Here is a 22,180-nt window from a genome sequence, read left to right as displayed (position 1 = left end):
TAAGTTGTTCAAAAATCTTGAGGCAACTGCTTCCTCCTATGCGAATATCTTTGTAACTTTAAGCCCACGAAATTAAATCCTATCTTATTTATGCAACCCTTTGTTCATCTGCACGTTCACTCCCAGTACTCTATACTTGACGGACAGGCTTCGATTCCGGCTTTGGTCGATAAGGCCATGAAAGACGGTATGAAGGGCCTGGCGTTGACCGATCATGGCGACATGTTCGGCATAAAAGAGTTTTTCAATCTGGTGAAGAAGAAAAACGGAGCGGTGAAAGACGATATCAAGGCGGCGCAGAAACGCATTGCGGCAATCGAGAGCGGAGCCGAAGAGGTGGCCGACAAGGAGGCCGAGCTGGCTGCCCTGCGTCAGGAGGTGACTCGCCTCGAGGGAAAGATATTCAAACCGATTTTCGGTTGTGAGATGTATGTGGCCCGTCGCCGACTCACCGACAAGGAAGCCACTCCGCGCGAGGTGCGGGGCGCCGTTGTCAACGAGGTAGAGGGTATCTCGGTACGGAGCGGAGCCGTCGATGAGGGTGGTTATCACCTGGTGGTCCTGGCCAAGAACTTGAAAGGATATCACAATCTTATCAAGCTAGTTTCGAAAGGTTGGACCGAGGGGTTTTATTCCCGGCCGCGTACCGACAAATATGAACTCGAAAAATATCACGAGGGGTTGATTGTCTGCTCGGCCTGTTTGGGCGGTGAGATTCCCCGCAAGATACTTACCGGCGATATCGCCGGGGCCGAGGAGGCCATCCTGTGGTTCAAGCGGGTTTTCGGCGACGACTATTACCTGGAGCTGCAGCGCCACAAGGCGACTGTTCAGCGGGCCAACCACGAGACTTTCGTGTTGCAGAACGAGGTGAACAAACATCTTATCGAGTTGTCGCACAAGCACGGTATCAAGTTGGTGTGTACCAACGATGTACACTTTGTTGAGGAGGAGAATGCCGAGGCTCACGACCGCCTCATCTGCCTGAGTACGGGCAAGGATCTCGACGATCCCACCCGCATGCTCTATACCAAGCAGGAGTGGCTCAAGACCCAGCAGGAGATGAACGACATCTTTGTCGATGTGCCCGAGGCTCTCTCCAATACACTCGAGATTCTCGACAAGGTCGAGTTCTACTCGATAGACCATGCCCCGCTCATGCCTACCTTCCCTATCCCCGAGAGCTTCGGTACCGAGGAGGAGTACCGCCGCAAATATACCGACGAGGATATCTTCAACGAGTTTACGCGCGACGAGAACGGCAATGTGGTGATGGACGAGGAGTCGGCCCGCAAGAAAATCGAGAAGCTGGGCGGCTATGAGAAGCTCTACCGTATCAAGCTCGAGGCCGATTACCTGAAGGAGCTCACCTTCAAGGGAGCGCACGAGCGGTATGGTGAAAACCTCTCGCCCGAGGTGATGGAGCGCATCACCTTCGAGCTGCACATCATGAAGACGATGGGTTTCCCCGGCTACTTCCTCATTGTGCAGGACTTTATCAATGCGGCCCGCAATGAGCTCGACGTGTCGGTAGGGCCCGGCCGTGGTTCGGCCGCCGGTTCGGTGGTGGCCTACTGCCTCAAGATAACCCAGATCGACCCCATGAAGTACGATCTGCTGTTCGAGCGTTTCCTCAACCCCGACCGTATCTCGTTGCCCGATATCGATGTCGATTTCGACGACGATGGCCGCGGCCGCGTGTTGCAGTGGGTAACCGAGAAGTATGGCGCCGAGAAGGTGGCACACATCATCACCTACGGTACAATGGCTACCAAACTGGCCATCAAGGATGTGGCCCGGGTACAGAAACTGCCGCTCTCGGAGTCGGACCGCCTCACCCGTCTCATCCCCGACCGCTTGCCCGAGAAGAACGGCAAGCCCCAAAAGATAAATCTGAAGAACTGTATCGAGAATGTCAAGGAGCTGCAAGATGCCTGCAACTCGAGCGACAAGCTCCTGGCCGATACGATGAAATATGCCCAGATGCTCGAAGGCAACGTGCGCAATACCGGCGTGCACGCCTGCGGTGTCATCATCGGGCGTGACGATATTACCGACTGGGTGCCCGTGAGCACGGCCGATGACAAGGAGACCGGCGAGAAGATGCTCGTGACCCAGTATGAGGGTAGTGTGATTGAAGACACCGGCCTCATCAAGATGGACTTTCTGGGGCTGAAAACCCTGTCGATTATCAAGGAGGCGGTCGAGAATATCAGGCAGACGCGCCATATCGATCTCGATATTGACTCTATCCCCATCGACGACCCCAAGACCTACGAGCTTTACAGCGCCGGCCGCACGACCGGTACCTTCCAGTTCGAGTCGGCCGGCATGCAGAAGTATCTGCGCGAACTGCACCCCTCGACCTTCGAAGACCTCATCGCCATGAACGCCCTCTACCGGCCGGGCCCCATGGAATATATCCCGCAGTTCATTGCCCGCAAGCAGGGCAAGGAGCCCATTGTCTATGATATTCCCATCATGGAGAAGTATCTGAAGGATACCTACGGCATCACCGTGTATCAGGAGCAGGTGATGTTGCTCTCGCGACTGTTGGCCAACTTCACCCGAGGCCAGTCCGACGGTTTGCGTAAAGCCATGGGTAAAAAGCTCAAAGACAAGCTCGATGCCTTGAAACCGCTCTTCATCTCGGGAGGCGAAAAGAACGGCCACAAGAAAGAGGTACTCGAGAAGATTTGGGCCGACTGGGAGAAATTTGCCTCCTACGCCTTCAACAAGAGCCACGCCACCTGCTACTCGTGGGTAGCCTTCCAGACGGCCTACCTCAAGGCCAATTACCCCTCGGAGTATATGGCGGCCGTGCTCAGCCGAAACCTCAACAACATCTCCGAAATCACCAAGTTCATGGACGAGTGCAAGGCCATGAAGATTCAGGTGCTGGGCCCCGATGTCAACGAGAGTCAGTACAAGTTCTCAGTCAACAAGAAGGGGAACATCCGCTTCGGGTTGGGGGCCATCAAAGGAGTGGGCGACTCGGCCGTGCAGGCCATCGTTCGCGAGCGCGAAGCCAATGGTCCCTACAAGGGCATATTCGATTTTGTCGAGCGGGTCAACCTCTCGGCTTGCGGCAAGAAGACCATCGAGTCGCTGGCCATCTCGGGAGCCTTCGACTCGTTCAAGGAGATACATCGCGAGGACTTCTCGGCCCTCAACAGCAAGGGCGAACCCTTCCTCGATACCCTCGTGCGCTATGGCGTGAAGGTGCAGAGCGACAAGCTTTCGCAGGTGGCTTCGCTCTTCGGTAGCGAGGCACCCATCGTCACCACCCCGCCCGAGATTCCCCGGGGAGTACCCCTCTCCGACATCGAGCGACTCGACAAGGAGCGCGAACTCGTGGGTATGTACCTCTCGGCTCACCCCCTCGATGCCTATAAACTCGAGTTGCTCTATGGCTGCAACACCCGCATGACCGACCTGAAGAATCGCGAGGCTCTGCTCGACAAGGAGATAACCTTCGGTGGGGTAGTGGTCGATTACCGCACGGGCATAGGCAAGCGTGGCGGGCAGTATGGATTCCTCAAGATCGAGGACTATTCGGGAGCCGACGACATCCCCCTCTTCGGGCAAGACTTCATCGACTATGGCAAGTATGGCGCCAACAACGGTACATTCGTGTGGGTGCGTGCCCGTTGTGTCCCCTCGAAGTTCACCCCCGGGCGCATCGACCTCAAGATTCTCGAGATGAAACTGCTCTCGGAGCTGAAGGGGACGATGCTCAACTCCATCACCATCGAGATGCCCGCCCGTCTGGTCAAGAACGGCTTCATCCAGACCCTCTCCGATTTCATGCCGCCGGCCCACCAGCACAAGGCCGAACTCAACTTCAAGATCTACGACTCGGAGCTGGGCAAGTCGGTGCGGTTGCGGTCACGCCGTCGTCCCATGATTACCGAGGAGCTTATCGATTTTCTCAACGAGAACGAAGAGGTAACCTTCAAAATAAATGAATAATCGTTTGCGACTCAACCATAGAATCCCTAATTTTGTTCCGTAAAAAGAGACAATAATAAAAATATAAAAAATAACATTATGGCATTGAAAATCAATGATGAAAATGCAAAGGAACTGATTGCTTCGGGCAAACCCGTGGTGATTGATTTCTGGGCAGAGTGGTGTGGCCCCTGCCGGGCTATCGCCCCGTCGATCGAAGAACTTGCCGAGGAGTATGACGGCAAAGTGGTTATTGGTAAATACAATATCGACGACGATGCCGACTTGAGTGTAGAGTACAGCATCCGCAGTATCCCCACCTTGCTCTTCTTCAAAGAGGGCAAATTGGTAGATCGGCATGTAGGTTCGGCCTCGAAAGCCGATATCGAGGCTAAGGTGAAAGCTCTGCTTTAATCGTTGCAAGAAATTTGTAGAACGGGCCGACTCGAAAAATCGAGTCGGCCCGTTGTGTGTTGTGGAGTCGCCCCGCACCACGGTGCGGGGCCCAGTCTTGAGGGCGAAGCGATGGTATTCCCGACCGTGGTATATGGGGAATACCCAACCCGTTACAGTTTCAAATACTCTTTAAGCGCCTCGACATACTGCTCAAAGGCTTCGCGCCCCCGTTCGGTTATCTGGCAGGAGGTGCGGGTCTTTTTACCCACAAACTCCTTGGTCACCTCAATATATCCGGCGGTCGCCAGTTTGTCGAGTTGTACGCTCAGGTTACCCGCTGTGGCACCCGTCTGCTCCTTCAGATAGACAAAGTCGGCCTCTTCGACCGAGAGAAGTATCGAGACGATAGCCAGTCGCAGTTGCGAGTGTAGTAGAGGATCCAGTTCGCGTAACATCACTTGTGGTATTTAGCGTTGAGGTTATGCCCGGGAATAACCATCATAATCAGAAATGAAATGCCAAAATAGAGATGCCAGGTGGCCGGCACATGTTGCAAGGCCGGTAGGGTCATCAGCATGTAGATGGCAAAGACCAGCCCGAAGAGCGGCAGGTAGGCCAGCACCGAGTCTTTAATCACCAGCCCTGTGATCGAAGTGCCTATACCGCAGTAGATGAGGGCCAGCGGCATCATCAGTCCGAAGTTGACACTACCCAGGGCATAGCCCAGAATCATCATGGTCAGCACGGTAATGACAAAGAGGGTGCCTATCACCTTCCACGTCTCGTCGATCATGCGGTCGGTATAGGTAATCACGGTCGGGCGGTGTTTGCGGTCATACACGGTTGTATAGATAAAGGGGGCAAACATGAGAAACCAGGCACTCGCCCACATCGAGCTTCCGGTGGTGCGAACCAGAGCAAAGACCACGACGGCAAGTACCACGGCCAGATAGCCGTAGAGCAGGAATCTGTTCCCGCTGCCAGTCCCGATATTTTTTCGGCTCTGCCGTATCATTTGGGTGATGAGCTCCAGACTCTCTTTTTCGTTCAGTTTTTTCTCTTCCATACGTCGAATTTTAAGGTTTGCAAATTGGTTTATTTTATAAACTATATAGCTATATGTTTTCTCTTTTGCTGTTTTGAATATTGCAAATATAAATCGGTTTATAATATAAACCAAATATTTTGGAATATTTTTTTATGTGAGGGTAGATTTTTTTTGAGGGAGGGGGGCCGCTCTGCATCCGATGGGGGCTTTGTGCCACCTGCACTCCGATGCGCACTGTGTCACCCCGCACCCCGATGCGGGGTCCAGCTTCTGGAGGTGGCAGTGGGTGGAGTAGGGACGCACGGCTCGCGTCCTGAGTTATATCTTGCCCGGATATTTCTGGATTCCGCGTCGTAGCGCGGAATGACGAGAGTGTCACCCCGCACCCCGATGCGGGGTCCAGAGGGTGCAGGCGGGGAATTTATTTACGTAGTCTCTTGCCGGTGAATCATGGGGGTGTGCTTAACGAGAGGTGCCGATTTTGTTTTTTTAAGAAAAAGCACTACTTTTGTTTCGTTCGCCCGAGGGGCGGGCAGACATATTACGACATAAAAAGCGCATTGGCTTTTCTTTCTTACTGATGAAACTTGGCGGTTTAATTGGATAAAGAAAAAGCAAAGTTGATGCTCGCGCTGTTCATACGGCGTGGGCGTTTGCATTATCTCTTTATCCAGGTACGCCAAGACCTCATCAGTGGATATGCAAATTGTCCACGTTTTTTTTGTCTGGAGTAGCACTAAGTTTAATCCTTAATATTTACTGTTATGAAGACAAAATTTTTTATGATGATGGCGCTGGTTGTCCTGCTGATAGGGGGCAATGCCTGTACGGAGGAGGATAAGGGGCTTGTTCCGGATGATGGTACCTCATTGGGGAATGGAGGTGATGCAGTTCCCGATCCAGAGGGGACAATCCTTGTTTCGGTTCGTAACGCGAACAATGGTAAAACAGTTGTCGGTCTGTTTGAGACTGGTGGTTTTTATATTGATGGAGGAGATAATTTCGTTCCTTACCATTATGGCTATTATGCTGATGATATTGACTTTTGTTCGGTAGGAGCGGTCAATGGCTTGGGTAATGTGCGAGAGGCTCCCTCCAAAGGGTGGGCTTCTACGGTTGCTGTACAAGAGGGACATGGTTATTTTGTTCGATATAAAACGAATAACGGTTATTACGTCTATGCACGTTTGTATGTGGAGAAATATATTTTGTCGGCAGCCAACACGATATTGGGGGCCTATGTCAAATACCAGTCGCCGTATGAACCTGAAAATATAGAAGATATTCTCGTGGATATTCCTGATGCACAATTCAGGGCATATCTTGCTGCAGAGTTCGATACAAATTCCGATGGTATATTGACACCTCAGGAGGCCGTTTCGGTTACGGCTATCTGGTGTTCCAGTCGTCAAATATCTTCTTTACAGGGGATAGAGCTATTTACAAATTTGACAATATTGGATTGTTCGTTTAATGAGATAACAGAATTTGCCCCAATTGCCTTCCAAGCTAACGACATTGAATTGCTCGAGTAATAATATAGCAGGATTAACCAATTTGCCTACCACACTGACGACGTTGAAATGTGCATATAATGATTTGTCTTCTTTTGATTTTTCAAAGCTGACGACTTTGAAAAATTTGGAAGAGTTGGATTGATCGTCTAATAACTTAGTTGAGTTTAATGTACCTGATTTAGATAACTTGAAGATATTGAAGCTTTCGGGCAATCAATTTACACAATTATCTGTATCTCTCTCAAAATTGGAAGAATTGAACTGTAATGATAACCAATTGACCGATTTGGATGTTTCATCTTGTAGTCGGTTGTATGATCTTATGTGTAATAATAATCTTTTGACTCAGCTATCTCTTCAAAGCAATAAGGCACTTACATTCCTTTATTGCGAATCGAATCAATTGACGGAATTGGATTTGAGCCAATGTGGGTTGATTTTTTACAGTAATATGGGTGTTTTGGATAAAAATCAACAGCGGATATATGCATACTGTACGGGAAATCCCGATTTGGCCGTTATCTATCTGTCGGCCAGTACGCCTCAATATTCGACGGATATGATAAAAAAAGACGATTTTACGCAGATAGCCTATAAGTAAACACACAACAGGCGGGAGGTTCTTCAAAGAGTCTCCCGCCTGTTTGGCTTATTCAACAATAACTAACTGTTTGTTACAAGATGCCTTGTGCCATCATGGCCTTGGCCACTTTCATGAAGCCGGCGATGTTGGCGCCCTTCACGTAGTTGGTATAGGTATCGCTCTCTTTACCGTAGCGGGTACACTGCTCGTGAATGTCGTGCATGATTTGTTTCAGTTTCTGGTCCACCTCTTCGGCTGTCCAGCTTATCTTCATGGAGTTCTGTGTCATCTCCAATCCGCTCACCGACACGCCACCGGCGTTGGCGGCTTTGCCCGGAGCGTAGAGAATCTTGGCGGCGAGGAACTGCTCGATAGCCTCGGGGGTTGAGGGCATGTTGGCTCCCTCCGACACGGCGAAACATCCGTTGGCCAGCAGCGTGCGGGCGTCGTCGCCGTCGAGCTCGTTCTGAGTAGCGCTGGGCATGGCGATATCACACTTCTCGCCCCAGGGACGTCCGCCCTCGACATATTTGCAACCATACTCTTCGGCATATTCGCGTATGCGACCGCGGTAGAGGTTCTTGAGTTCGAAGATATAGGCCAGTTTCTTCTCGTCGATACCGTCGGGGTCGTAGATGTAGCCGTCGCTGTCGGACATGGTCACCACTTTGGCCCCCAGTGAGATGAGCTTCTGCACGGTGTATTGGGCCACATTACCCGAGCCCGATACCGTAACCACCTTGCCTTTGAGGTCGATGCCGCGGGTCTTGAGCATCTCGAGCAGGAAATAGACGTTGCCGTAGCCGGTAGCCTCGGGGCGGATGAGCGAGCCTCCAAATTCGAGACCTTTGCCGGTGAAGGTTCCCGTGTTTTCGCGGGCCAGTTTCTTGTACATGCCATACATGTAGCTTACCTCGCGGCCGCCTACGCCGATATCGCCTGCGGGTACGTCGGTGTCGGGGCCGATGTAGCGCCACAGTTCGGTGACGAAGGCCTGGCAGAAGCGCATGATTTCCATGTCGGATTTCCCTTTGGGGTTGAAGTCCGACCCTCCTTTACCGCCACCCATGGGCAGGGTGGTGAGGGCGTTTTTAAAGGTTTGTTCAAAGGCGAGGAACTTGAGGATAGAAGGATTGACCGACGAGTGGAAGCGGATACCTCCCTTGTACGGGCCGATGGCGTTGTTGTGTTGCACGCGGTAGCCCATGTTGGTTTGTACGCGGCCCTGGTCATCGACCCAGGTTACTCGGAACGAGAAGATGCGGTCGGGGATACACAGGCGTTCGATCAGGTTGTAGCGGTCGAATTCGGGGTGCTGGTTATAGACCTCCTCGATTGTCGATAATACCTCTTCCACAGCTTGGTGGTACTCCGGCTCGTTGGGGAACCGGCGCTTCAGTTCGTTCAATACTTCTGTCGTTTTCATTGATAAGTATGTTTTTTGGTTTGATGGATGTCGTAGCTGGTGCAACTCACTGCATGTCGATAGCTATCTGGTTGTGGCATAATGCCATTTGGTTGTCAAGTCTGGTAGCAATTTGTCTTGCAAAACTCGACTTGACTTTTGGTTGTGCCGGCAAAGATAATAAAAATAAATAAAGTGAAAGCTTTTTCGAATAAAAACTTCCACTTTATAAATAAAATTGACAGAACTATATCTTTTTGAGCGATTTATTCGGTAAAATGTAAAAATATTTTATATCTATTCTATTTCGCAACCGGTTGCAGGCCCATGGTTGCAGCGGTCTCGAGCATGAATTGGCGGGCAGCTTCGTGTTCGTTGGGAATCTTCCCGTCGAGAATGGCCTCTTTGATGGCCGACAGAATTTCGCCTACCGGTCGCGAGGGAGGTAGTCCGAAGGTCTCCATAATCTCCTCGCCGCGGACGGGCAATTTCATGTTGCGTATGCTATCCTTTTCTTCGATTTCGCGCAGCTTGGTGCGCACGAGTTCGAAGTTGTCGAGAAACCGTTTCACCTTTTCGCGATTCTTCGAGGTGATGTCCGATTCGCACAGCGTCATGAGGTCGTCGATATCGTCGCCCGCGTCGAAGAGCAGCCGGCGTACGGCCGAGTCGGTAACCACCTCTTCGGCCAGGACGATGGGACGCATGTGCAGTCCCACAAGTTTCTGCACATATTTCATCTTGTCGTTGAGCGGCAGTTTCATGCGGCGGAAGATACCGGGAATCATCTTTTCGCCCACGTAGTTGTGGTTGTGGAAAGTCCAACCCAGGCGGGCGTCGTAGCGTTTGGTGCGGGGTTTGCCAATATCGTGCAGCAGGGCGGCCCACCGCAACCACTCGTTGCGGCTGCGCAGCGCCACATTGTCGAGCACGGCGAGCGAGTGGTAGAAGTTGTCTTTGTGGCCGCGACCCTCGACGGTTTCAACTCCTTTGAGAGCCGCCACTTCGGGGAAGATGATGGGCAGCAGTTTGCAGTCGTCGAGCAGGATGAATCCCTTCGAGGGGATGTCGGAGCGGATGATCTTGCCCAGTTCGTCGATGATGCGCTCTTTTGAGATGATTTCGATGCGCGAGCGGTTGCGCTTAATGGCGGCGAAGGTCTCGCTCTCGATGCGGAAGTTGAGTTGGGTGGCAAAGCGTATGGCCCGCATCATGCGCAGAGGATCGTCGCTGAAGGTGACGTCGGGGTCGAGTGGCGTGCGTATGATGCCATGCTCCAGGTCGTCCATGCCGCCGAATGGATCGACCAGTTCGCCCCAGCGGTCGTGGTTCAGACACAGGGCCAGGGCGTTGATGGTGAAGTCGCGCCGGTTCTGGTCGTCCTGCAAGGTGCCATCCTCGACCACCGGTTTGCGCGAGTCGTGGCTATACGACTCCTTGCGGGCTCCCACAAATTCGATTTCGAAATTTTCGCCCCGCCGGTTGTACTTCACCTGCGCCGTGCCGAAGTTGCGGAAGGTCGAGAGGTGGGCCCGTTTGCCCAGTCGGGCGGTGAGGGCCTCGGCCAGTTCGATGCCGCTGCCCAGGGTCACAATGTCGATATCTTTGGAGGGGCGGTTGAGAAAGATGTCGCGCACATAGCCGCCTATGACGAAGCAGGGGCGGTTCATGGCGTCGGCCACCTCGCCGATGAGGTGGAATATGGGTTGATCCAGATGATCGAGTATAAGCTGTTTGTCGGCTTGCATAATTGTGGGGTTAATCGTGGGGTAAAAGTACGATTTTTTCGCCATTGCGGCAAGCGGGTCCCCCGGTTAATACCAGTCGAGACGATCGTAGGAGTTGCCTCGTTTGTCATACTTGAGGTCTTGCAGCAGCGACGATTTCACGCTGATGTGGAAGTTGTATGACTTGTAGGGCCCCACGGGCACGAAGCTGGCACTCATCGACCAGCAGTGCAGGTCGCGGGTGATGTTGCAGTTCATGTAGGCAATCTTCTTGGCTTCGAAATCGTAGCTGGCCGAGAAGTTGAACGACCAGTTTTTCGTGAGGTTGATATTGCCCGATAGACTGAGGTTCTGGGTGAACTTGCCGTTGTACTCCATCTTCTTGCGGTTGAAGGTACCGTAGCCATAGTTGATCGAGTAGTTGATTGACAGACTCCACGGCACCTCCCAGATGGCGTAACCGTCGGGTCCGAATTGTACCTCGTCGTTGCCCGAGCTATCCTCTTCTTCTTCGTCCATGTTGGGGTCGGGCGGCATGTTGGGCTGTTGCAAGGGCTGTTGTGCCTTTTTGTCGCTGGAGCCTTTATCTTTCTTTTTGAACGTGTCGTTGTTGAAGGTGTAGGAGAACGAGGTACCGGTGCTCGAGAGTCGTCCCAGACCCTTGCCTACGGTCCAGCGGGGTTTGTTCACCCGCACGGGGTTGCCATAGCGGTCGAGCTGGTAGGTATAGGTATCCCAGGTGGCACTCATCTGCAGGTTGAAACTCTTGGTGAGCTTGATAAGAATCGAGGTGTTCAGGTTGCTCCACTTCATCGAGTCGGCAGCCATGTTGTAGCTCATGTTGGCCGAGAGGTTTTCGATGAGCGAGATTTTGCGCACACCGGTCGAGTCGCGGTCCGACTTGACCTTCATCTCCAGGTTGTTCGATACGGCAAACGATACCGTTCCCTGCTTGCCTTGCGACACGGTGCCATATACCCCGTTTGAGAAGGGTGAGTATTTGGTGGTTACCGTTTCGCCCTGGGCATTGACATAGGAGTAGGAGTCCCAGAAACCATATCGCGGAGCACTGAAGTCGGGGGCTGCACTGAACGATACCGAGGGGGTGAAGATGTGGCGGATGGCCTGCACCTTGTCGCCGAAAATTTTCCACGGGGTGTAGAAACCATAGAGTTTGGTATCGGCACTCAGCGAACCATAGTAGTTATAGACGTTGTAGAATCCATAAACGGTATCTTGCACGACGCGTGCCTGTTGGGTGTCCCACGACTGCATCACCTTGTTGGAGTACATGCGGTCGGTAAAGTTGAAGCTGGCGGTGAGGTTGAGGTACTTGAGCACGTTGAACGTGGCCGAGATGGGTATGTTGTGGTACATGCCGTTGCGCCAGTCTTTGATGAGGTTCGACTTGAGTATCTGGTCTTGTTTGGTGAGAATCGAGTTTTGGAATCGTCCGCTGTACGACATCTGTATCCTTTCGTACCAACGCTCGTTGCCCACTACCGTTTTGCGCTTGAAGGGGTAAATCTGTCCCATCGAGATGGTGAGGTTGGGGAACGAGACATTTAGCGTAGAGTCTTGGGTACGCTGAGTCACATTGGCCGTGGCCGAGAAACTCCACGGCGAGTTGGGAATACGATAGGTCATGTTGACCGTCGAACTCTTGGTATTCTCGGTAAAGCTGTTGGCGTTGTAATAGCTGTTCAGGTCGTTTCGGGTGTAACCACTGGTGGTGTAGTTCACACTGGCCGAGAGCGACATGTTGGGGTTGTTTTTGGTATCTTGGGTGTGGGTCCAGGCAATTTTGAAGTTCTTCATCTTGGAGTAGTCGGGCAATCCCTTGTCGCCTGTGATGGTGGTGATGAAGCTCAAATCGACGTTACCCGAGTATTTGTATCGTTTGATATAGGCCGACTTGGCATTGACTCCCCACGATCCTTTGGTGTAGATTTCGCCGGTGAGGGCCAAATCGACATAGTCGTTGATGGCAAAGTAGTAACCGCCGTCGCGCAGGTAGTAGCCGCGCGCCAACTCGTCGCCGAAGGTGGGCATGATGATACCCGACGAATATTTCTCGGTGAAAGGGAAGAATCCGAAGGGAATGGCCAGGGGCAATGGCACGTCGGCCAGCACCATGTAGGCGGGACCTGTGACAATGTTTTTCTTGGGACGCACCTTGGCCTGGGTCAGTTGCAGGTAGAAGTGGGGATGCTCGTGATTGTCGCAGGTGGTGTATTTGCCGTCCTTCATGTAGAACTCGTCGTTGTCCATCTTCTTGGTCTTTCCGCCGGTGAGGTATCCCTCGCCCTGTTGGGTCACGATGTTGGTGATATATCCCTTCTTGGTCTTGAAGTTGTAGTTCATGGTCTCCGACTCGTACTCGCCGCTCTTATCCTTGAATACCGGGCGACCCACGATGTCGCCTACCGAGTCGGGACGGCCCACGGCATAGACTAGACTGCTGTCCATGTTCATCTCTATCTGGTCGGCGTTCAGCTCCATGCCGTCGAACTGTACCACGCCTTTGCCATACATATAGACCTCGTTGCCGTTGGTAAAGACAATCGAGTCGTTGGCCTTGTAGTCAACGACCGAGGTGAGTCCCGCCTTTTTCTTTTTTGGGGGCACCGAGTCGGCTACCAGAGAATCGGTAGCGAGCGAGTCGGTTGCCAGTGAGTCGATGGAGATGCTGTCGGGGAGTGGCGGCAGGACGAGACGATTGTCTGCGGTGCTGTCGCTGCCTGCTGTCGTATCGGACGATAAAGACTGGTTATAACCCGAATACCTGTCTTGTGCAATGAGCGGCACAAACAGGGAAGAGAATAGAAGCGATAGAAGTATGGCGTATTTCTTGCTCTCTTTTGGCATCGGGCTGTCCATCTGTAATCAACGTGCAAAAATACACATTTTCTATGACTTATCGGCTTTTGGACTTTATTTAATATATTTTATTCTATATTGTGGAGGGACCGTAGCAAGGCCTTAACTCCTTGCTGGTTAGAGAAAGAGTGCAGCCAGTTCTTCGAATCGACGCAGCGAATCCTCGCCATATCGGGCTACGCTTTTACGCACTTTGTCGAGGGGCTTTTCCCGGTCGGGATTCGATTTGGAGTAGAACTTGTCGGCAAAGCAGACGAGTTTCTCTTCGAGGCTCACCGGACACATGTCGCGGTGGGGCAGGGGCAGGTTTTGGGCTATGATGTCGGCGACGGTAAGTCCCGTGCCGGTGTGACGTTCGCACACAAGAGCGTGACGGGGGTAGCCGTCGGCCCGCATCAGCTCGGCTCCCAATACACCGTGACAGATGTAGGGCTGGTCGCCCATGCAATAGATTTCGGGGGCGTGGGTGAGAAATACCCCGATGTCGTGAAGCATGGCGGCTTCGTAAACAAAATCTTTGTCGATGGCGAGCTCGGGGTGTGCCTGGGCCAGTTGCAGAGCTTTGTCGGCCACCAGTTTGCTGTGCGACCACACGCTGTGATAGAGGGGGGTGCCGGGTTGGTAGTATTTGTTGAAAACAGTTTGGATATCCATGATGGTGATGTGGGACGATAAAACAGCAGCCCGAAGCGTATGCCTTCGGGCTGCCTGAATATGGTTTTTGGTAATTACTCTACGATGGTCACCCAATTGTGGGTATCGGGCTCGTCGCCATATTGTATGGCACGCAGCTTGTGATACAGTTTCTCGCAAATGGGGCCGGGTTTGCCGTCTTTGGAGAATACATACGACTTGTTCTCGTCGAGATCGTCGATGCGGGCGATAGGGCTGATAACAGCGGCTGTTCCGCAAGCACCGGCTTCGTCGAACGTGGCGAGCTCTTCCTCGGGAACCTGACGAACCTCGACGGTCATGCCCAGGTCTTCGGCCAGTTGCATGAGGCTTTTGTTGGTAATCGAGGGGAGAATCGAGGTCGATTTAGGCGTGATGTAGCTGTTGCCACGGATACCGAAGAAGTTGGCCGGGCCGCACTCGTCGATATATTTCTTCTCTTTTGCGTCGAGGTAAAGCACTGCCGAGTAGCCCATGGCGTGGGCTTTCTCGCCCGATACCAGACTGGCGGCATAGTTGCCTCCCACTTTGTAGCGTCCCGTGCCGAGCGGTGCGGCGCGGTCGTATTGGCGCAGGATAACCATGGGGGTGGGCTTGAATCCCTCTTTGAAGTAGGGGCCTACCGGCGAAACGAAAACGATGAAGAGGTACTCTTTGGCCGGTTTTACACCTACCTGGGCCGAAGTGCCTATGAGCAACGGGCGAATATAGAGCGAGGCTCCACTTTCGTAGGGGGGCACAAAGCGCTCGTTTTTCTTAACCACCGTGAGAATGGCTTCGTTGAACTTCTCGGTGGGCAGCTCGGGCATCATGATACCCCGGCACGAACTTTGCAAGCGGGCGGCGTTCTCGTCCATGCGGAAGATGCGAATCTTACCGTCCTTGCCCCGGAAGGCTTTCATACCCTCGAATGCCTCTTGCCCGTAGTGCAGGCAGGTGGCAGCCATGTGTATTTCGAATGTTTGAGAACTGGTAACTGTGATGTCGCCCCATTTCCCGTCTTTGTAGGTGCATCGTACGTTGTAGTCGGTGGGCATATAGCCGAATGACAGGTTTGACCAATCGATACTTTCCATAGTTTCGTTGTTTTTGTGTTTGACTTTATAGGTACAAAGATAGTAAAAGGTACAGGTAAAAAGCCAAGCTGAGCTGAGTTTTTTACTGAACTCGCCTTCTGTTCCTACAAAGATAGCGATAAAAGCCGAAAATCGAAACTTGAGCCCTATTAGTTTGGGCTAAATTTCAGCTTCTTGTAAAGGTCGGTTTGATGTTTTTTGCGGTTGGGGTGGCTGAAGTGATATGAGTCGGTGCGGGCGGCTGTCGCAGCCAGGTCGTGTCGCCGATGGACTACAAGGCCACTTTCTGGGTTTTGCCTTCGATTTTGACGAGGTAGATACCACGGGTGCCGATTTTCAACTCCGAGATGCCCGGGTTGAGTGTGCGCTCGGTAACGATTTGTCCCAGAATGGTATAGACCGTGACTTGTACTCGCCGAGGGGTGCGGATGTAGATATTCCCGTCTTTGCTCGAGACTTCGATCTCATTGTCGCGGACGTTGTCGTCTGTGCGGTCTCCTTCACTGAGAGACCACGCCGTCCTCTCTGTCAAGGCTTGTGCCGAAGCTTGCAGAGCAGCACCGCAACCGAGTGCCAATGCCAATAGAATAGCGTATAGATGTTTCATGACGACAACAATATCTTTTGCAAAGATAACCTTTTTTTGGTTTATTGTTGCAGGATAGGCCGTTAAATGTAACGCTTTTGGCGCTAAAATTTGTAGGTGCGCTTGGGATTTTTGGGGAACCACCCTTTTTGTACCCGTTTTTCTTGGTCGAACAGCTCCTTGATGGTCCAGAACGAAGAGAAGCCAAACACGCCGGCCAGTGCCGACAGGGTGACGCTCTCGACCCACAGCGACACCACGATGCCTGCCAGCCCGAGCAGCAGGAATATCCACCAGCAGCGGGTGCCCCAATAGTATTCGGCCTTTACTACAATCGGGTGAAACAGCCCGATGATGAGGAAGGTGCAGACTCCTATCACAAGTCCTTGCAGGTGGTTGTCGAGTATAAAATCCATAGCGATGTGGTAAAAAAACTGGTTGTCGATTTCTGCTCCGCTTCGGGAGTCCCGAGCGACGTGCCGGGATGTCCCTGATGCGCGGGATGCAAAAATAGAAATTCCCGTCGAAAGTAAAAACTCTCGAACGGGATCTTAGTTCGTTCAAAACTTATATTTCTTTGAAACAGCTTGCCGGTGCCTGGCATACGGGGCACTTGAAATCGTCGGGCAACTCGCCTTCGTGTATGTAGCCACACACCTCGCATACGTAGCGCTTGGTGCTGGCTTGTGAGTCGGGTGCTTGCTCCTTGGCGGGCTTTGTCTCTTCCTCGGCCACATAGGTGGGAGCGTTTTTAGGCGCTTTGCCTTTGACCACCTGGTGGTAGTAGGCATAGGTCATGGGGGTCCCGTCGTCGGGCAGGGTGTCGATGACACGGGCAAAGAGCACGTCGTGAGTCTCGTTGTCGGCCATGCTCAGCAGTTCGCACACGATGTGTCCGGCAAACTTCCCTTGGAGGATAGGGGTGTCGTGCAGCCAGGTATGGTTGCGCCCCTCGTATTTGTTGCGGTCGCGTCCGCACTGGAACCCGAAGGTAGTGATGAGGCTCGTGTCGCTCTCTTCGGCCAGAATGGCCAGGCTGAAGCGGCGGTGCTGCACAATGACATCGTGGGTATAGTTGTTCTTGTTCATCGAGATAGCGATGATGGGATTTTCGCTGGTCACCTGGAAACAGGTGTTGATGATACAGCCCGTAGGTCGGCCGTTGTCGTTGGTCCCTACCACATAGAGGCCATAGGTGATTTGTCGTAAGGCGGTTATATCCATGGAACGTGTTGTTGAGCTAAACAGAATCGGCCTGCCCCCACAGAGCAGGCCGATGGAAGTCTAAAAGATTTACACTGAATTAAAATTAGTAGTTGTTCTTTTTGCGCTCGAAGTAGGCACGCGGGTGAGCACAGGCGGGGCAGGCTTCGGGAGCCGTCTTGCCGCGATACACATATCCGCAGTTGCGGCATTGCCATTCGATCTCCTCACTGTCGGAGAATACAGTGCCGTTCTCTACGTTGGCCAGCAGTTTGCGGTAGCGTTTCTCGTGCTCGGCCTCAACCTTGGCTACGTTGCGGAAGGTAAGGGCTACGGCAGGGAATCCCTCTTGCTCGGCCACATCGGCAAAGTGGGGATAGAGATCGACCCACTCTTCGTTTTCACCCTCGGCAGCAGCCTTCAGATTCTCGGCTGTGGTACCGATGACGCCGGCCGGGAAGGCTGCGGTAATCTCGACCATGCCTCCTTCGAGATATTTGAAGAATTTCTTGGCGTGCTCTTTCTCTTGCTCGGCTGTCTCCATGAAGATGGCGCTTATCTGTTCGAAACCCTCTTTCTTGGCTACGCTGGCAAAGAAGGTATAACGGGTACGGGCTTGTGATTCACCGGCGAAAGATTTCAACAGATTCTGTTCGGTTTGGGTTCCTTTGATACTTTTCATGACGTTTCGTTTTTATTGTTGTGTTTGTTATTTCTGATGCAAATATAATTGGAATAATTCTAAAACTAAAATTATTATTGAATAAAATGACCGGGTTTAAGAATTTTTCATAATTATAGGTAAAGATAGATTCTTTTTTGAAAGAAACAAATAGTTGTGTATCAAAATGTAATTTGAGTTTGAAAGTGGTTTGAGATTGGAATTTATGGAGAGAGTACAAATTGATTTTACAACCTCCTTATACTGTTTTGTCTCTTTTCTTTTATATTTTTGTGGGAAATAAATGCAGCCTCATTCGGGGAGATATTTTTGAAGATGTGTTTCTTTGAATAAAAGAGCTATACCATGATAATCGAAAAAATACAGGGAACCGAACCTCGGCTCTATACGCTTGTTGCTCCACTGACGATGAGTATTCCCATCATTCGTCAGAACAACAATTACCCGTTCAAGACTTCGCGCAAACATGTGTGGTTTGTGGCTTCAGACGGGAATGGGGTCGAAGGGTTCATGCCAGTCGAGCGTCGTATGGCCGGGGCATTTATCGACAATTATTATGCGTCGGGCGATTCGCCCGAGTTGTTGACGGCTTTGGTCAACGCGGCTATTGATGAGTTTGCATCAAAGTATCCGCTCTATGCGATGGCTCACATTCGGCATGAAGAGGCGTTTGTGTCCTGTGGATTTACCGAGGTGAAACGTTGGAAGTTGTATGTCAAAATGAAGTATGTAGGGAGATGAACACGTTCAGAAGCAGTGTGTATGATGTGGCCATGGAGCGCCTCGAACGGGTATTTACCGACTTCGACAACGTGTATGTCTCCTTTTCGGGCGGGAAAGACAGCGGGGTGTTGCTCAACCTCTGCATCGACTATCTGCGACGTCGGCAGCCGGGGCGTCGGCTGGGTGTGTTTCATATAGACTATGAGGTGCAATACCAGGAGACTACCCGTTACGTCGATCGTGTGCTGGCTTCCAATGCCGACATATTGGACGTTTATCGGGTGTGCGTGCCCTGCAAGGTCTCTACCTGTACCTCGATGTTCCAGTCCTATTGGCGACCGTGGGAAGAGTCGAAGCGCGATTTGTGGGTGAGAGACCTGCCCGAGGGGGCCTATACGCAGGCCGATTTCGATTTCTTTACCGATGCCTTGTGGGATTATGAGTTCCAAATCAAGTTTGCCGAGTGGCTGCATCGGCGCATGGGTGCCCGACGCACCTGCTGCCTGATAGGCATACGCACCCAGGAGAGTCTGAATCGCTGGCGCACCGTGCACAGCGACCGCAATTACAAGAAGTACAAGGGCCTCAAGTGGATTCGCGAGATGAAACATGTCATCTGCAATGCCTATCCCATACACGACTGGCTCACAACCGATATCTGGGTGGCCAACGGCCGTTTCGGCTGGGACTACAATCGCCTCTACGATCTTTACTATCGGGCAGGCGTACCACTCGACAAGCAGCGGGTTGCCAGTCCCTTCATCTCGCAGGCCGTAGCCAGTTTGCGGCTCTACCGGGTGATCGACCCCGATATGTGGGGCAAGATGGTGAGTAGGGTCAATGGGGTGAATTTTGCCGGGCTCTATGGGCGCACTTCGATGATGGGATGGCATTCGATCAAGTTGCCGCCCGGCATGACGTGGGAGGGTTATCTTGATTTCCTGTTGAAAACGCTGCCCGAGAAGACGCGTCGCAATTATCAGCGCAAACTGTCTGTGAGCATCAACTTCTGGCGGGAAAAGGGAGGGTGCCTCTCCGACGAAACCATCCAGAAACTGGAGGCCTTGGGAATCCCTATCGTCGTGGGCGACCACTCCAACTACAAGACCAGTAAACGGCCCGTGAAGATGGGGTATCTCGACGATATCGACCTGCCCGAGTTCAAGGAGTTGCCCTCCTTCAAACGCATGTGTATCTGTATTCTCAAGAACGATCACACCTGCAAGTATATGGGGTTCTCGCTCACCAAGGCCGAGAAGGAGTTGAAAGATCAAGTGTTGGAAAAATATAAAGCGTTGACAAAGTAAAATGGAAGCATATAAAAGTCCTGTCTATCATGTGCGGGCCGTGCCCGTAGAGAAGGTGGTGGCCAATACCTATAACCCCAATGTCGTGGCTCCGCCCGAGATGCGGCTGCTCGAACTCTCTATTTGGGAGGATGGTTATACGATGCCTTGCGTGTGTTACTATCTGCCCGAGACCGACCAGTATGAACTGGTCGATGGCTATCACCGCTACAAGGTGATGCTTACCTCGCGGCGTATATATGAACGGGAAAAGGGGCTGCTGCCGGTGGTGGTCATCGACAAGGATATCTCGAACCGCATGGCTTCGACCATTCGTCACAACCGGGCCCGTGGTACACACAATGTCGAACTGATGTGCGAGATTGTTTCAGAACTCACCCGAGCCGGAATGTCGGACAGTTGGATTATGAAAAATATCGGGATGGACAAGGACGAACTGTTGCGCTACAAACAGATTTCGGGTTTGGCCGAACTCTTTGCCGATAAAGAGTTCAGCCTCACGAAGGAGTTGTAGCGAGGTATTCCGCTTGTATGTAAGGTAGGATACAAAAAGTACCTAAAAATAATCAATAATATTTATATGTCTTTTTGTTTGACATATAGAAAATGTCAGTTGTGCGTGATTTTTAACATACAATATATTCTTAAATACATTTAAAATCTCTTATTTTGTCCCTATAATAGAGTTCTGTCAATATTTACAGATTATTTTGTTGAAGAGAAGGGGCGCTTTTTCTGTATTGTTCTGTAAATTGAGTGAATCTAAGATTCTAAAAATTAATCTTAAGAATAATCATATATGCTAAAACGTTCGACCTTATTTGTGAAAATTTTTCTTTTTCTTTCTTTGCTCTTGTCTTTTTCATGTATTCATTTTCGTAGTCATGAAAAAGAGTCGGAACAATTGTATGATTTGTATGAGGTACGTATAAAATCAAGTTTGAATGTGCGGTCGAAACCGTCTTCTAATAGTCTTAAAATAGGCTCACTATATAATGAAGATAAGGTTTATGTAATTGATATAGAGGGTAATTGGGCTAAGATACAGTATGAATCCAAAGAGGCATATGTGTCGGCGAAATATCTGACTCTTGTTTCTCGAGCTTATTATGCAGAAAAAGAATCGGAAACAGAACAAGCATCGTCTGAATCAGTACAGCAGGAGGCAAAAGAGTCTTTTGCTGTCAAGCCTCCTGAAATATTGATCTATGATAATGCTGGAGTTCTTTCATTGGCAGATAGTTTGGATATTTGTCAAATTTTTGATGGAAAAAACGTGAGTGTAGTATTATGGACTATAGACACTATTGATAAAGGAGTTATTTTAGATTATAACAGTTCTGTTAGAAAAATCTTAAAACAAGAGCTTGCTCATAAACTGCCTAATGTCGCAGATGAGGATATATATTTGGTTACTTTCATTAAAGATATAGGTCTGATGCAAGTGCAGAATGAAGGCAATGCTATGAAGTTTATAGAGATGGCTATGCCAGATAAATTATTGAATATTCAATTAGAGGCAAGAAATACGGGTTTAGTGAAGTCTATGCAAGATTTGTTGTTATTGATAGATAAGGCTTCTAAAGAATATGAAAAGTCTAGCTGGATGGTTAGAAGAAATGTTAGCTGGGTTTCTTTGGGAGATTTGATAAGTGAAACATTGACGAAAGAAGTTATATTACCTTCTAATAGTTTCTTTTATAAATATGTATTTTCTTGGGTAATAGCTATACCTCGCATATTTGTCAATTTTTTAATTTCTGTTGTTCATTCTGTTACTATAGCAGTAATCTTATTAAGTGCATTATGTGCTATTCTTTTGGTCGTGGTGGCAAATGTTGTTGGTGGAGGATATGATAAAAATAATGTGAAAGTAAAATTCCATCTCTCTTTACTATCTGTAGCTTTGTCTTTTGCGATTACATGTATTACTATAGTGCTATTTTATGCAATGTGTAATTTGGCGGATATTACAGTTATGCAATTATATGGTTGGAATCATGAAATGACTATTACTGTTACTCAGCAGAATATGCATAATAATATTCCAAGATCATGGTGGCTTTCTTTGATTTTCTTTATAGGGGTGGTTGGATATAAATTACCAAGTGCATGGATCCTTGTTGCTGGGACTTTGCCTAACGGAATACAAAAAGCGTTGGCTAAATTGAATCCCTCACATTTTGAAGGGCATGAAGGTTGCCTATCCAAACCAGATCCATACGCAGAGTTATTAACTAAAAAAGTGGGGCCGTCGGTAGGCTTTTCTTTGGTATCTCTTACTATTTTGACCTTGTTATTGAATGGTTCTGCAATGTTATATGTTACCATTTTTACTTGGTCGATACTCCTTCCCAAAATATATTCTATGAGAGTCCTTTATTCTGCGTGGAAGGCACAAGGTCTGTATAAAGAATGAACTGA

Annotated in this window: 18 protein-coding genes; 7 read left to right on the top strand and 11 right to left on the bottom strand. The window is 50.5% G+C overall.

Features of this window, described 5'->3' with window-relative positions:
- The first annotated feature begins 90 nt into the window (after positions 1-90).
- Both dnaE and trxA read left to right on the top strand, forming a co-directional pair.
- The gene (gene dnaE / locus B5G10_RS02145; protein WP_087423122.1) at positions 91-3,972 is read left to right on the top strand and encodes a DNA polymerase III subunit alpha; all 3,882 of its coding nucleotides are present in this window, start codon (positions 91-93) and stop codon (positions 3,970-3,972) included.
- Between the two features lie 78 nt (positions 3,973-4,050).
- A complete protein-coding gene (trxA, locus tag B5G10_RS02140; RefSeq protein ID WP_087423121.1) occupies positions 4,051-4,365 on the top strand; it encodes a thioredoxin in 315 nt (104 codons plus the stop codon).
- 152 nt (positions 4,366-4,517) lie between these two features.
- Here the strand turns inward: trxA and B5G10_RS02135 are convergent, their stop codons facing one another.
- Positions 4,518-4,802, bottom strand: coding sequence for a transcriptional regulator (locus B5G10_RS02135; protein ID WP_087423120.1), 285 nt, complete (start codon positions 4,800-4,802; stop codon positions 4,518-4,520).
- Positions 4,802-5,413: a hypothetical protein gene (locus B5G10_RS02130; protein ID WP_087423119.1), complete on the bottom strand. Its 612-nt coding sequence runs from the start codon at positions 5,411-5,413 to the stop codon at positions 4,802-4,804. The genes B5G10_RS02135 and B5G10_RS02130 overlap by 1 nt, the downstream gene beginning before the upstream one ends.
- A gap of 746 nt (positions 5,414-6,159) precedes the next feature.
- On the opposite strand from B5G10_RS02130, the gene B5G10_RS02120 reads away from it, so the two are divergent.
- Positions 6,160-6,930 (top strand): DUF5036 family protein, encoded by a 771-nt coding sequence (locus tag B5G10_RS02120; protein WP_143241031.1) that lies wholly within the window; start codon positions 6,160-6,162, stop codon positions 6,928-6,930.
- 656 nt (positions 6,931-7,586) lie between these two features.
- Here B5G10_RS02120 and B5G10_RS02115 read toward each other — a convergent pair.
- From B5G10_RS02115 to rbr, 9 genes are all read right to left on the bottom strand, one after another.
- Positions 7,587-8,921, bottom strand: a complete 1,335-nt coding sequence (locus B5G10_RS02115; RefSeq protein ID WP_087423116.1) for an NADP-specific glutamate dehydrogenase — start codon at positions 8,919-8,921, stop codon at positions 7,587-7,589.
- Between the two features lie 281 nt (positions 8,922-9,202).
- Positions 9,203-10,648 (bottom strand): HD domain-containing protein, encoded by a 1,446-nt coding sequence (locus B5G10_RS02110; RefSeq protein WP_087423115.1) that lies wholly within the window; start codon positions 10,646-10,648, stop codon positions 9,203-9,205.
- A gap of 66 nt (positions 10,649-10,714) precedes the next feature.
- Positions 10,715-13,495 (bottom strand): putative LPS assembly protein LptD, encoded by a 2,781-nt coding sequence (locus B5G10_RS02105; protein WP_087423164.1) that lies wholly within the window; start codon positions 13,493-13,495, stop codon positions 10,715-10,717.
- Positions 13,496-13,624: 129 nt separating this feature from the next.
- Complete coding sequence (locus B5G10_RS02100) at positions 13,625-14,161, bottom strand: HDIG domain-containing metalloprotein (protein WP_087423114.1); 537 nt, start codon at positions 14,159-14,161, stop codon at positions 13,625-13,627.
- A 74-nt stretch (positions 14,162-14,235) separates the two neighbouring features.
- Positions 14,236-15,369 (bottom strand): branched-chain amino acid aminotransferase, encoded by a 1,134-nt coding sequence (locus B5G10_RS02095; protein WP_087423113.1) that lies wholly within the window; start codon positions 15,367-15,369, stop codon positions 14,236-14,238.
- A 157-nt stretch (positions 15,370-15,526) separates the two neighbouring features.
- Positions 15,527-15,862 carry a DUF6383 domain-containing protein gene (locus B5G10_RS02090; RefSeq protein WP_143241030.1) on the bottom strand — a complete coding sequence of 112 codons (336 nt, stop codon included), beginning with the start codon at positions 15,860-15,862 and terminating at the stop codon, positions 15,527-15,529.
- An 83-nt stretch (positions 15,863-15,945) separates the two neighbouring features.
- Positions 15,946-16,257: a DUF4491 family protein gene (locus tag B5G10_RS02085; RefSeq protein ID WP_087423111.1), complete on the bottom strand. Its 312-nt coding sequence runs from the start codon at positions 16,255-16,257 to the stop codon at positions 15,946-15,948.
- Positions 16,258-16,408: 151 nt separating this feature from the next.
- Entirely contained in the window at positions 16,409-17,065 is a 657-nt protein-coding gene (locus B5G10_RS02080; RefSeq protein ID WP_087423110.1) for a flavin reductase, read from the bottom strand.
- 85 nt (positions 17,066-17,150) lie between these two features.
- Positions 17,151-17,726, bottom strand: coding sequence for a rubrerythrin (gene rbr / locus B5G10_RS02075; protein ID WP_087423109.1), 576 nt, complete (start codon positions 17,724-17,726; stop codon positions 17,151-17,153).
- Between the two features lie 345 nt (positions 17,727-18,071).
- Here rbr and B5G10_RS02070 point away from each other — a divergent pair, with 345 nt between their 5' ends.
- From B5G10_RS02070 to B5G10_RS02055, 4 genes are all read left to right on the top strand, one after another.
- The gene (locus B5G10_RS02070) at positions 18,072-18,467 is read left to right on the top strand and encodes a hypothetical protein (protein ID WP_087423108.1); all 396 of its coding nucleotides are present in this window, start codon (positions 18,072-18,074) and stop codon (positions 18,465-18,467) included.
- Positions 18,464-19,756: a DUF3440 domain-containing protein gene (locus B5G10_RS02065; protein ID WP_087423107.1), complete on the top strand. Its 1,293-nt coding sequence runs from the start codon at positions 18,464-18,466 to the stop codon at positions 19,754-19,756. Before B5G10_RS02070 ends, B5G10_RS02065 begins: the two co-directional genes overlap by 4 nt.
- A gap of 1 nt (position 19,757) precedes the next feature.
- Positions 19,758-20,270 carry a ParB/RepB/Spo0J family partition protein gene (locus B5G10_RS02060; RefSeq protein ID WP_087423106.1) on the top strand — a complete coding sequence of 171 codons (513 nt, stop codon included), beginning with the start codon at positions 19,758-19,760 and terminating at the stop codon, positions 20,268-20,270.
- A 285-nt stretch (positions 20,271-20,555) separates the two neighbouring features.
- A complete protein-coding gene (locus tag B5G10_RS02055) occupies positions 20,556-22,175 on the top strand; it encodes an SH3 domain-containing protein (protein WP_087423105.1) in 1,620 nt (539 codons plus the stop codon).
- The last annotated feature ends 5 nt before the right edge of the window (positions 22,176-22,180 follow it).

Origin of the sequence: Barnesiella sp. An55, assembly GCF_002161555.1 — a bacterium.
GTDB lineage: Bacteria > Bacteroidota > Bacteroidia > Bacteroidales > Barnesiellaceae > Barnesiella > Barnesiella merdipullorum.
The sequence above is the reverse complement of the archived record's forward strand: the minus strand, read 5'-3'. Positions and strand labels throughout refer to the sequence as shown.